Raw genomic sequence first — 11,638 nt, forward strand, 5'->3', positions numbered from 1 at the left:
GTCACCTCCCCTGCCACCGGGGCGGGCGCTTCCCGGTGAAGGCGGCGTGGAACTCGGCGTAGTCCTCGCCGTGCATGAGCAGCGCCTGCGTGGCCGCGTCCAGCTCGACGGCGGCGGCGAGCGGCATGTCCAGTTCGGCGGTGAGCAGGGCCTTGGTCTGCGCGTGGGCGAGGGCGGGCCCGTCGGCCAGGCGGTGGGCGAGGGCGAGCGCCGCCTCGTCGGCCCGGCCCTCGCCGGCCAGCTCGCTGATCAGGCCGATGCGCTCGGCCTCCGGGGCGCGGACGGGGTCACCGAGCATGAGCAGACGCGTGGCGTGGCCGAGGCCGACCACGCGGGGCAGCAGATACGCGGCGCCCATGTCCCCGCCGGAGAGCCCGACCCTGGTGAAGAGGAACGCGAACCGGGCGCCGGGGTCCGCGATGCGGAAGTCCGCGGCCAGGGCAAGGACGGCGCCCGCGCCCGCGGCGACCCCGTGCACGGCGGCGACCACCGGGAACGGCGCCTCTCTGAGGGCCCGCACCACCTGGCCGGTCATCCGGTTGAAGTCGAGCAGCTGGGCGGTGTCCATGGCGAGGGTGGCGCCGATGATCTCGTCGACGTCGCCGCCCGAGCAGAAGCCGCGCCCGTGCCCGGTGAGGACGAGGGCGCGGACCGTCTTCTCGCGGCTCAGCTCGGCGAGCAGGTCGCGCAGGTCGGCGTAGGCACCGAACGTGAGGGCGTTGAGCTTCTCGGGCCGGGCCAGCGTGACGGTCGCGACGCCGCGCGCGTCCACGGCGTAGCCCAGGTGGCGCCAGGTCTCGGTGCGCGGGGTGGAGCCGGTGAAGGGACTCATACGCGTGCGGCCTCCTGCGGGGCGGGCGTGCGCGACGCTGCCCCTCGAAGTTATCACCGGTTCGTGACGCCCGTCAGTAGTGCGCGATAAGCGTCTGGGCCGGCCCGCGTCCGGGGCCCGCGCCCACGCCGATATGCCGCAGATCGGCCCATAGGGCCCAATGTCCCGAGGAAGACCACCGGGAGCCTCTATCGGCACACGCCGTACCATTCATAAGGTTGAAAGCAGGACGGCGGTCCCCGGCCGTCCTGCCGCCCGTCCCCGAGCCATCCCACTCAGGACTCGCCTTGCCTCCTTCCGCCGGCCCGCCCACCCCCGCCCTGTGGCGCCTGGCCCTGCCGCACACGGCTGCGGCGGTACCGGTCGCGCGCGCCCTCGTCCGCACCGCCCTTGCCGAGATCGAGTCGCCCGCGACCGACACGGACACCGCCGAACTGCTCACGGCGGAGCTGGTCGCGAACGCGGTGGAGCACACCACGGGCGAGACCCCGATCGAGCTGGTGGTCGAGTTGCTCGAGACCGGCTGCCAGGTCGAGGTGCACGACCCCGACCCGTCACCGCCCGCGGACCTCACCAACCCGGACGACCCGCGGATGCCCGACCCGTGGCAGGAGCACGGCCGCGGCCTGCTGCTCATCCGCACGCTCAGCGCGTCGTGCGGGCACCGCCCCACCGAGTCCGGCAAGGCGGTCTGGTTCACTCTTCCCGCGGTGCCGCGCCAGCGCCCGCCGTCGGAGTAGCCGCCCGGCCGAACCGCGAGTTCCGGCGGCCGTAGCACGCGTAGACCACCGCGCCCGCCACGAGGAACACCAGGAACTGGACCCAGGTCGTCCAGCCCGTCCCCCAGATCAGGTACAGGCACATCGCCACGCCCAGGACCGGGCTGAGCGGGTACAGCGGTACCCGGAACGAGCGCGGCAGGGCCGCGTGGGAGCGGCGCAGGGCGATCACGGTGACGTTGACGACGGCCATGACGGCGAGCGTGCCGATGGTGGTCAGACCGACGACGGCGTCGAGCGAGGAGAACGCCGCGGGGACCGCGAAGACCAGCGCGACGATCCAGGTGTTGGCGACCGGTGTCGACGTCCGCGGGGAGACCCGCTCGAAGATCCGCGGGATCAGCCCGTCGCGGGACATCGACAGCAGGATGCGGGTCTGCCCGTACATCACGGCCAGCACGACGGAGGCGATGGCGACGACCGCGCCGAACGCGATGATGCCGCCGCCGACGGTGGAGTCCGTGACCTGGTCGACGACGAGCGAGAGCGCGGCGGGCTTGTCGCCGACGGCTTCCGCGCCGAGCGCGCCGATGGCCGCGACGGCGACGGCGCAGTACAGCAGCGTCACCAGACCGATGCAGATCAGGATCGCGAGCGGGATGTTCCGCCGCGGGTCCTTGACCTCCTCGCCGGCCGTGGTGATCGCGTCGAAGCCGATGTACGAGAAGAAGGCGAGCGAGGCCCCCGAGGTGAGGCCGCCGATCCCGGCCGGCAGGAACGGCGTCAGATGGCCCGCCCGGAAGGCGCTGAAGCCGATCGCGCAGAACGCGGCCAGGATGCCGAGCTTGAGGATCGCCATGGCGGCGGTGGCCCGCGCGCTCTCGCGCACGCCGCGCACCAGGAGGGCGGCGGCCATCAGGATCACGAGGACGGCGGGCAGGTTGACGACGCCGCCGTCGCCGGGCCCCGCGGAGAGCGCCGCGGGCAGCTGCCGTCCGACGAGGCTGTGCAGCAGCTCGTTCAGGTACTGGCTCCAGCCGACGGCGACCGCCGAGACCGAAACCCCGTACTCCAGGAGCAGGCACCAGCCGACGAGGAACGCGGCGCGCTCGCCGAGGGTCGCGTAGGCGAACGAGTACGAGGAGCCGGAGACCGGGATCGCGCCGCCCAGCTCGGCGAAGGAGAACGCCGTGAAGACGCAGGTGAGCGCGGCGAGCACGAACGAGACGATGACGGCGGGCCCGGCCTCGGCGACGGTGTCGGAGAGGCCGACGAAGATGCCGGTGCCGACGATCGCGCCGATCCCGAAGCAGACGAGCTGGAAGAGCCCCATGGTGCGCCTGAGGCCGTGCCCTTCCAGGTCGGCGCCGGATTCGGCGAGGAGGGACGCGGGGGACTTGATGCGCAGGCCGGTAGGGGGCCGCGACGACTGCCTCGGCTGCCTCGACTGCCTCGACATGGAATGGTGCTCTTTTCCTGTGGTGCGGTGCGGCCGGGGTGGGGCCGCGGGCCGGTGGGTCCGGAGGGGGTGGTCCGGTCCCACCAGTCTGAACGGTCAGACGCGGGAGGGGGCGCTGATCACTTCTGGCCGAGTGTGGCGACCATGACGGCCTTGATGGTGTGCATCCGGTTCTCGGCCTCGTCGAAGACCACGGAGTGCGCCGACCCGAAGACCTCGTCGGTGACCTCCAGCGACTCCAGGCCGTACTGCGCGTGGATCGCGCGGCCGACCTCGGTGTCCAGGTCGTGGAAGGCGGGCAGGCAGTGCAGGAACTTCACGTCCGCGTTGCCCGTGGCGCGCAGCACGTCCATCGTCACCGCGTACGGCGCGAGCGAGGCGATGCGCTCGGCCCAGACATCCTCCGGCTCACCCATGGAGACCCAGACGTCGGTGACGACGAAGTCGGCGCCCGCGACGCCCTCGTCCACGGTCTCGGTGAGGGTGATGCGGGCCCCGCTGCCGGCGGCCAGCTCGCGCGCCTTCGCGACGACCTCGTCCGCGGGCCAGTACGAGCGGGGCGCGACGATGCGTACGTCCATGCCGAGCAGGGCGCCGGTGACCAGGTAGGAGTTGCCCATGTTGAACCGGGCGTCGCCGAGGTAGGCGAAGGCCATGTCCGTCAGCGGCTTCGTGCTGTGCTCGGTCATCGTCAGCACGTCGGCGAGCATCTGGGTGGGGTGCCAGTCGTCCGTCAGGCCGTTGTAGACGGGGACGCCCGCGTGCGCGGCGAGCGTCTCGACGGTCTCCTGCGCGTCGCCCCGGAACTCGATGGCGTCGAACATCCGGCCGAGCACCCGGGCGGTGTCCTTGGCCGACTCCTTCTTGCCTATGTGCGAGCCGGCCGGGTCGAGGTAGGTCGTGGCGGCGCCCTGGTCGGCGGCGGCCACCTCGAACGAGCACCGGGTGCGGGTCGAGGGCTTCTCGAAGATCAGCGCGATGTTCTTCCCGCGCAGGTACTGCGGCTCGGCCCCCGCCTTCCTGGCGGCCTTCAGCTCCGCGGCCAGCCCGACCAGGCCGCGGAACTCCTCGGCGGTGAAGTCCACCTCTTTGAGGAAGTGGCGGCCGGTGAGGTCGGGACGCTGGTCAGTCGCCATGGGGGCGCTCCTGGGATACGACGGGACAGGGCAGTACACGTACGAATGGAAGTCTATACGACACCGCACATTTCTATACAGCCTGTCCGCCGCCCGCCGCACAGGTCAGGGCGAGACGGGGTCCCGCTCGATCGGACAGCTCATGCACCGTGGCCCGCCCCGGCCCCGGCCCAGCTCACTGCCGGGGATCTCGATCACTTCGATGCCCTGCCTGCGCAGATAGGTGTTGGTGGTCGCGTTCCGCTCGTAGGCGACGACGACACCGGGCTCCACCGCCAGGACGTTGCACCCGTCGTCCCACTGCTCGCGCTCGGCGGCGTGCACGTCCTGGCTGGCGCTCAGCACCCGGATGCCGCTCAGCCCGAGCGCCGCCGCGATGGCCCGGTGCATGTGCTCCGGCGGATGGTCGGTGACCTTCAGCTCCCGGGCCGAACCGCCCGGCTCGATCGTGTACGAGCGCAGCATGCCGAGCCCCGCGTACTGCGTGAACGTCGCCGCGCCGACCATCGTCATCACGGTGTCCAGATGCATCAGGGCCCGCCGCTTCGGCAGGTCGAGCGCGACGATGGTCCGCGCCGAGCCCGCCGCGAAGAGCTTGTGCGCGAGCATCTCGACCGCCTGCGGCGTGGTGCGCTCGCTCATCCCGATCAGCACGGCGCCCTGCCCGATCACGAGCACGTCGCCGCCCTCGATCGTGCTCGGGAAGTCGGCCTGCCCCTCCGACCACACGTGGAAGTCCTCGTCGCGGAAGAGGGGGTGGTGCCGGTAGATCGCCTCGAAGTGCACGGTCTCGCGCTGCCGGGCCGGCCACCGCATGGCGTTGATCGAGACGCCGTCGTAGATCCAGGCCGAGGTGTCGCGCGTGAAGAGGTGGTTGGGCAGCGGGCCGAGCAGGAAGTCGTCGGGCTCCATGACGTGGAACCGCACCGACGTCGGCTCGGCGTGCCGCGCCAGGAACTCCCGCTTGGTCATCCCGCCGATGAGCGCCTGCGCCAGCTCCCGCGCCGGCAGCGTCTCGAAGGCGGCCCGCAGCGCGTCGGTGGCCAGCGGCCCGTACTCCTTCTCGTCGAAGACCCGGTCCAGGACGAGCGAGCGGGCAGCGCCGGACTCCAGCGTCTCGGTGAGCAGGTCACCGAAGAGGTGCACGACGACACCCCGGTCCCGCAGCACGTCGGCGAACCCGTCGTGCTCCTGCCGGGCCCGGCGCACCCAGAGCACGTCGTCGAAGAGCAGCTGGTCCTTGTTGCTGGGCGTGAGCCGCTTCAGCTCCAGATCGGGCCGGTGCAATATGACGCGGCGCAGCCGCCCGGCCTCGGAGTCCACGTGAAATCCCATGCGACATCCTTGCCCCGCCAGGGACCACACAGACCGGGTCGAGGCCGCCCCACAAGAGGCGCGGGGAACGGCGCGAGGCGCCCGTCAGGGGCGCGGGGAACGGCGCGAGCAACCACGACGGCGCCGCACCCGCACACCCCACGCAACCAACCACGGCGCGAAGGCGCCCCGAAAGGGGCGCGGGGAACGGCGCGAGCAACCCCAACGGCGCCGCACCCGCACAAGCCCCCCCGACCGGCACGGGCGCGAACGCGCCACAGGCGGCCCGATCCAAAGCATCACAGCCGAGGATCAACCGGCTCGGACTCCAGCGCCAACACCGCGAACACCGCCTCATGCACCCGCCACAACGGCTCCCCCTCCCCCAGCCGCTCCAACGCCTCCACCCCGAGCCCGTACTCCCGAACGGCGAGACTCCGCTTGTGCCCGAGAAACCGCTGCCGCAACGACGCCAGATTCTCCGCCCGCGTGTACTCCGGCCCGTAGACGATCCGCAGGTACTCCCGCCCCCGGACCTTCACACCGGGCTGCACGAGCCGCCCCTTCGCGTCCCGGACCAGCGCCCCGAGGGGCTTGACGACCATGCCCTCGCCGCCGCGCCCGGTCATCTCCAGCCACCAGTCCACGCCGCCCCGCACCGACTCCGGGTCCCCGGTGTCGACGTACAGCCGCCGCGTGGTCCGCAGCAACCCGCTCCCGTCGTGCTCGACGAGCCGGTCGATGAGCCCGAGCTGCTCGTCGTGCGGCAGCCCGGCGAGCGAGCGGCCCCGCGCGGCGAGTATCTGGAACGGCGCGAACCGCACCCCGTCGAGCCCGTCCGTGCTCCAGCAGTACCGCCGGTACGCCGCCGTGAACGCCTCCGCGTCCGCGGCCCGCCCGCGCTGCCGCTTCAGGAGCCCGCCCACGTCGATGCCGCGCGCGGCCGCCGACTCCAGGGCGCCGAGCGCCGCGGGGAAGACGGCCCCGGAGGCCGCGCCGACCGCCGCGTACTGCGCGCGCAGCAACCCGGACGCCTTGAGCGACCACGGCAGCAACTCGGCGTCCAGCAGCAGCCAGTCGGTGTCGAGCCGCGCCCAGAGCCCGGCCGCCGTCACGGCGTCCCGGATCCGGCCGAGCACGGCCTCGGTCGTCTCCGCCCGGTCGAAGAACGGACGCCCGGTGCGCGTGTACAGCGACCCGGTGACGACGCCGCCCTGCGCACCGCCCGCCTCGGACGCCCCGGAGACTGCGGACACCCCGAACCGCTCGCGCGCGGCCTCCGCGTCCTTGCAGACCAGCGCCACGGCCCGCGACCCCATGTGCTTCTCCTCGCACACGACGCGGGCCACCCCGTCGGCGGCGTACTGGGCGAACGCCTCGGCCGGGTGTTCCAGGTACCCGGGCACCTCGGACGTCGCGGCCGGCGCCATCGTCGGCGGCAGGTACGGCACCAGGCGCGGGTCGACCGCGAACCGGCTCATCACCTCCAGCGCCGCCGCCGCGTTCTCCTCGCGCACCGTGACCCGGCCGATGTGCCGGGTCTCCACGGTCCGGCGCCCGTGCACGTCGGCCAGGTCGAGGGGCCGGCCCTCGTGCCCGCCCGGCGCCTCGGTCGCGAGCGGCCTGGCGGGCTCGTACCAGACCCGCTCGGCCGGTACGGCGACGAGTTCGCGCTCCGGCCAGCGCAGCGCGGTCAGCTTGCCGCCGAAGACGACGCCCGTGTCGAGGCAGATCGTGTTGTTCAGCCAGGTCGCCGTGGGCACCGGGGTGTGGCCGTAGACCACGGCGGCCCGGCCGCGGTAGTCCTCGGCCCACGGGTAGCGCACGGGCAGCCCGAACTCGTCCGTCTCCCCGGTCGTGTCCCCGTACAGCGCGTGCGCGCGCACCCGGCCCGAGGTCCGCCCGTGGTACTTCTCGGGGAGCCCCGCGTGGCACACGACGAGGCCGCCGCCGTCGAGGACGTAGTGGCTGACGAGGCCGCGGACGAACTCCCGCACCTCGGCGCGGAACTCCTCGCTCTCACCCTCCAGCTGCGCGACGGTCTCGGCGAGTCCGTGCGTGTGCCGCACGCTCTTGCCCTTGAGCCAGCGCTCCAGCTTGTTCTCGTGGTTGCCGGACACGCACAGGCCGGTGCCGGCCCGCACCATCCCCATCACGCGGCGCAGCACGCCGGGGGTGTCGGGGCCGCGGTCGACGAGGTCGCCGACGAACACGGCGGTACGGCCTTCGGGGTGCACGCCGTCCACGTACCCCAACGCGCCGAGCAGGGACTCCAGTTCACTCGCGCAACCGTGGACGTCGCCGACGATGTCGAACGGTCCGGTGCGGTGCCGCAGGTCGTTGAACCGCTTCTCGCGCACGACACTCGCGCTCCCGACCTCCGCGACGCCGCGCAGCACGTGCACCTTGCGGAAGCCCTCACGCTCCAAGTGCCTGATGGAGCGGCGCAGTTCACGGATGTGCCGGGTGATGACGCGGCGCGGCATGCCGGCGCGGTCGGTGCGCTGCGCGTTGCGCGCGGCGCACACCTCCTCCGGGACGTCGAGGACGATGGCGATCGGCAGCACGTCGTGCGCCCGCGCCAGCTCGATGAGCTGGCGACGACCGTCCTGCTGGACGTTGGTCGCGTCGACGACGGTCAGCCGGCCCGCGGCGAGCCGCTTGCCCGCGATGTAGTGCAGCACGTCGAACGCGTCGCCGCTCGCGCTCTGGTCGTTCTCGTCGTCGGCGACCAGACCCCGGCAGAAGTCGCTGGAGATGATCTCGGTGGGCGCGAAGTGGGCGCGGGCGAAGGTGGACTTGCCCGAGCCGGACGCGCCGACCAGCACGACGAGCGAGAGGTCGGTGACGGGCAGCGTCCGCCCGCTGCCCCGCTCCACGGTGCCGGTGGTACTCATGCCGCCTCCTCCTTCTTCTTCTCAGGCTTCTTCTCGGGCTCGGTGTGGGTCTGCTCGGCCAGGGTGAAGACGGCCATCTGCGTGGGCGGTCCCACTTCCGCGTCGTCGGGCCCGACGGGCTCGTACCGCACCCGGTACCCGTGCCGCCCGGCGACCCGCTCCGCCCAGGCGCGGAACTCCGCGCGCGTCCACTCGAACCGGTGGTCGCCGTGCCGGACGTGCCCCGCGGCCAACGACTCCCAGCGCACGTTGTACTCCACGTTCGGCGTCGTCACGATCACCGTGCGCGGCCGCGCGGAGCCGAACACCGCGTGTTCGAGCGCGGGCAGGCGCGGCAGGTCGAGGTGTTCCACGACTTCGCTGAGCACCGCCGCGTCGTACCCCTTGAGCCGCTTGTCGGTGTACGCGAGCGAGCCCTGGAACAGCTGGACACGCGCGGCCTGCCGCTCCCCCAGCCGGTCCAGCTTGAGCCGGCGCCCGGCGACGGTGAGCGCCCGCACGGACACGTCCACGCCCACGATCTCGCTGAACCGCACGTCCTTGAGCAGCGCCTGCACCAACTGGCCCTCGCCACAGCCCAGGTCGAGCACGCGCGCCGCCCCGCAGGCGTGCAGCGCGGCAAGGATCGCCTCGCGCCGCCGCACGGCCAGCGCCACCGGCCGCTCCTCGGCCCCGCTCACCCCTGCGCCGGCGTTGCCCCCTTCACCGCCGCGCACGGCGCCGCCCGCGTCCCCGTCCGTGGCCCTCTCCAGGTCCGCGGCCACGGCATTGTCGAGGTCCTCGACCTTCATGTCGTCGGCGTCGGCGAGCCGCACCAGCTCCAGCCGCTCGTTCGCCTCCCGGGTCAGCGACCAGCGCCGCGCCAGGTACCGGCTGGTGATCAGCGTCTGCTCGGGGTGCCCGGCGAGCCACCCCTCTCCGGCGCGCAGCAACTTGTCGACCTCGTCGGCCGACACCCAGTAGTGCTTGGCGTCGTCGAGGACCGGCAGCAGCACGTACAGGTGGCGCAGCGCCTGCGCGAGCCGCAGCTCTCCCTCCAGCACGAGCCGTACGTACCGCGACGCCCCCCACTCGGGGAACCGCTCGTCCAGCGGCACCGCCTCGGCCCCGACCGTCCAGCCCAGCGGCTCGAACAGCTTCCGTACGAGGTCGGGGCCGCCCCGCTCGGGCCGCGCCGCGCAGACCCCGCGCAGTGCGCTGGAGAACACGGTGCGCAGGGCGACCGCGAGCAGCGACGAGGCGGCGTACGGCCGGTCGTTCACGTACTGCGCGAGCGCCGCGTCGGGGGCGCCGCCGCGGCCCTTGCCCTTGCCGCGCCGGACCAGCGCCACCGGGTCGACCTCCAGGAGCAGCGCGGCCGTGCAGCGCTCCGCGCTCGCCTCGGGGTAGAGGACGTGCGCGGTGCCGTAGGAGGTGGTGAACGCCTGCGCGCTCTCGGGGTGCTTGTGCAGCAGGAACCCGAGGTCGGTCGCCGGGCGTTCCGGGGTGCCGGTGGTACTGATCGTCAGGAACACACGGCCGAGTCTCCCGCGCGAACCGCCCTCCGGCCAGCGAGTTTCCCCGCCCCCGCCCCCCTTCCCCCCCACCCCCACCCCGCCCTACCGCCGTGGCCGCCCTACAGCTGCGACTGCACCCGCGAGGAGATCAGCTCCAGGTGGTCCAGGTCGTCGAGGTCGAGCACCTGGAGGTAGACGCGCCCCGAGCCGATCGCCGCGTACCGGCCCAGCTTGTCGACCACCTCGGCCGGGGAGCCCGCGAGCCCGTTGGCCTTGAGGTCCTCGACGTCCCGCCCGATCCTCTCCGCCCTGCGCTTGACCTCCTGGTCGTCCTTGCCGACACAGACCACCAGCGCGTTCGAGTACACCAGGTCGTGCGCGGCGCGCCCGGCCGCTTCGGCCGCGGCCCGCACCCGGCCGAACTGCCGCTCGCTGTCCTCGACCGACGCGAACGGGATGTTGAACTCGTCCGCGTACCGCGCGGCCAGCCGCGGCGTGCGCGTCGCGCCGTGCCCGCCGATCAGCACCGGCACCTTGTTCTGCGCCGGCTTGGGCAGCGCCGGGGAGTCGGTCAGCTGGTAGTACGTGCCGTCGTAGCTGAACGTGGAGCCGGTCTCGGTCGCCCACAGTCCGGTGACGATGGCCAGCTGCTCCTCCAGCCGGGCGAACTTCTCCTTCGGGAACGGGATCCCGTACGCCTTGTGCTCCTCCTCGAACCAGCCTGCGCCCAGGCCCAGTTCGACCCGGCCGCCCGACATCTGGTCGACCTGGGCGACCTGGATCGCGAGCACGCCCGGCAGCCGGAAGGTGCCGGCGGTCATCAGCGTGCCGAGCCGGATCCGCTTGGTCTCCCGGGCGAGTCCGGCCAGGGTGATCCAGGCGTCCGTCGGTCCGGGCAGCCCGTCGGACGTCCCCATGCGCAAAAAGTGGTCCGAGCGGAAAAAGGCGTCGAAGCCCAGTTCCTCGGTCGCCTTGGCCACGGTCAGGAGCGTGTCGTAGGTGGCCCCTTGCTGGGGCTCGGTGAAGATTCGAAGATCCATGCCTCCCATCCTGCACGGTCGACCGTGCGCCGACCCCTCTGGTGCCGCCGGTCCGTCTCCCCCACGGTCGGGTGAAATCCCGGCGGCCCGCCGCCGCGTGCCTTCGTCGGCCGTGCCTTCGTCGGCCGGGTCGGCCCGCCCGGACCCGGCCCCGACGGCGCCCGCGCGCTCCCTCCCGCTGAGCGCGCGGGGCGCTCAGGCCACCGAGTCCGGTCTCCGCGGGCGGAACTCGCACTGCGGCAGGCGCCGCAGTATCTCCAGGACGTGGTCCCGGGACTCGTCCGCCGCGTCGATCGCTTCCATGCACTGCCAATAGGCCCCCTCCTCGAAGGACGCGCTCGCCACGGCGACGAGGGCGATCCCCACGTCGCCGAGCAGCATGCCGAGTCCGCGCAACGCCTCGGGGACGTCGCCCACACCGGTCAGCTGCGCCGCCCGTATTCCGCCCGCGCCCACCACCGGGACGACCGAGCCGCCGCTGCCGCGTGCTCCCGCCTCGGTGAGGGCGCGCGCCTCGCCCCGCAACTCCAGTGGCCCTTGCAGCGCGAGGCGACTGCCGATCGCCTGGGCCAGTGCCTGTGCCTGCCATGCCTCCCTCATGATGTCCGGCGCGTCCTGGCTCTGTGCCAGGGCCCGTCGGCCGACCCCGATGAGCCGCACCGCATCCATCCGCGTCCCCGTCCGTCCAGTCCTCACTCCCTTGTTCACTACCCAGAGTGAGGGCCTGCGAGACGAAAAGCCAGAG

At 72.8% G+C, this 11,638-nt stretch carries 9 protein-coding genes; 1 reads left to right on the forward strand and 8 read right to left on the reverse strand.

Annotation, left to right across the window (positions count from 1 at the left end):
* Position 1: 1 nt before the first annotated feature.
* Positions 2-832, reverse strand: a complete 831-nt coding sequence (locus ABZY33_RS20085) for an enoyl-CoA hydratase family protein (RefSeq protein ID WP_356492955.1) — start codon at positions 830-832, stop codon at positions 2-4.
* A gap of 287 nt (positions 833-1,119) precedes the next feature.
* Between ABZY33_RS20085 and ABZY33_RS20090 the strand changes: the two genes are divergently transcribed.
* A complete protein-coding gene (locus tag ABZY33_RS20090; protein ID WP_356492956.1) occupies positions 1,120-1,572 on the forward strand; it encodes an ATP-binding protein in 453 nt (150 codons plus the stop codon).
* Here ABZY33_RS20090 and ABZY33_RS20095 read toward each other — a convergent pair.
* The 7 genes from ABZY33_RS20095 to ABZY33_RS20125 form a co-directional block, all read right to left on the reverse strand.
* A complete protein-coding gene (locus tag ABZY33_RS20095; protein ID WP_356492957.1) occupies positions 1,529-3,010 on the reverse strand; it encodes an amino acid permease in 1,482 nt (493 codons plus the stop codon). The two genes, ABZY33_RS20090 and ABZY33_RS20095, sit on opposite strands and share 44 nt — an antisense overlap.
* A gap of 119 nt (positions 3,011-3,129) precedes the next feature.
* The gene (argF, locus tag ABZY33_RS20100) at positions 3,130-4,146 is read right to left on the reverse strand and encodes an ornithine carbamoyltransferase (protein ID WP_356492958.1); all 1,017 of its coding nucleotides are present in this window, start codon (positions 4,144-4,146) and stop codon (positions 3,130-3,132) included.
* Between the two features lie 105 nt (positions 4,147-4,251).
* Positions 4,252-5,481, reverse strand: coding sequence for an arginine deiminase (locus ABZY33_RS20105; RefSeq protein ID WP_356492959.1), 1,230 nt, complete (start codon positions 5,479-5,481; stop codon positions 4,252-4,254).
* Positions 5,482-5,759: 278 nt separating this feature from the next.
* Positions 5,760-8,357 carry a polynucleotide kinase-phosphatase gene (locus ABZY33_RS20110; protein ID WP_356492961.1) on the reverse strand — a complete coding sequence of 866 codons (2,598 nt, stop codon included), beginning with the start codon at positions 8,355-8,357 and terminating at the stop codon, positions 5,760-5,762.
* Complete coding sequence (locus ABZY33_RS20115) at positions 8,354-9,871, reverse strand: 3' terminal RNA ribose 2'-O-methyltransferase Hen1 (protein WP_356492962.1); 1,518 nt, start codon at positions 9,869-9,871, stop codon at positions 8,354-8,356. The genes ABZY33_RS20110 and ABZY33_RS20115 overlap by 4 nt, the downstream gene beginning before the upstream one ends.
* Before the next feature lie 101 nt (positions 9,872-9,972).
* A complete protein-coding gene (locus ABZY33_RS20120) occupies positions 9,973-10,893 on the reverse strand; it encodes an LLM class F420-dependent oxidoreductase (RefSeq protein ID WP_356492963.1) in 921 nt (306 codons plus the stop codon).
* A gap of 195 nt (positions 10,894-11,088) precedes the next feature.
* Positions 11,089-11,562, reverse strand: coding sequence for a DUF6099 family protein (locus ABZY33_RS20125; protein ID WP_356492964.1), 474 nt, complete (start codon positions 11,560-11,562; stop codon positions 11,089-11,091).
* Positions 11,563-11,638 lie beyond the last annotated feature (76 nt).

Source organism: Streptomyces sp. NPDC006552 (genome assembly GCF_040611655.1).
GTDB lineage: Bacteria > Actinomycetota > Actinomycetes > Streptomycetales > Streptomycetaceae > Streptomyces.

Excerpts from the sequence above, each read along its gene's own strand:
- ABZY33_RS20120 (WP_356492963.1), bottom strand. The coding sequence starts at position 10,893 with ATGGATCTTCGAATCTTCACCGAGCCCCAGCAAGGGGCCACCTACGAC.
- ABZY33_RS20125 (WP_356492964.1), bottom strand. The coding sequence starts at position 11,562 with ATGGATGCGGTGCGGCTCATCGGGGTCGGCCGACGGGCCCTGGCACAG.
- ABZY33_RS20095 (WP_356492957.1), bottom strand. The coding sequence starts at position 3,010 with ATGTCGAGGCAGTCGAGGCAGCCGAGGCAGTCGTCGCGGCCCCCTACC.
- ABZY33_RS20110 (WP_356492961.1), bottom strand. The coding sequence starts at position 8,357 with ATGAGTACCACCGGCACCGTGGAGCGGGGCAGCGGGCGGACGCTGCCC.
- ABZY33_RS20085 (WP_356492955.1), bottom strand. The coding sequence starts at position 832 with ATGAGTCCCTTCACCGGCTCCACCCCGCGCACCGAGACCTGGCGCCAC.
- ABZY33_RS20105 (WP_356492959.1), bottom strand. The coding sequence starts at position 5,481 with ATGGGATTTCACGTGGACTCCGAGGCCGGGCGGCTGCGCCGCGTCATA.
- argF (WP_356492958.1), bottom strand. The coding sequence starts at position 4,146 with ATGGCGACTGACCAGCGTCCCGACCTCACCGGCCGCCACTTCCTCAAA.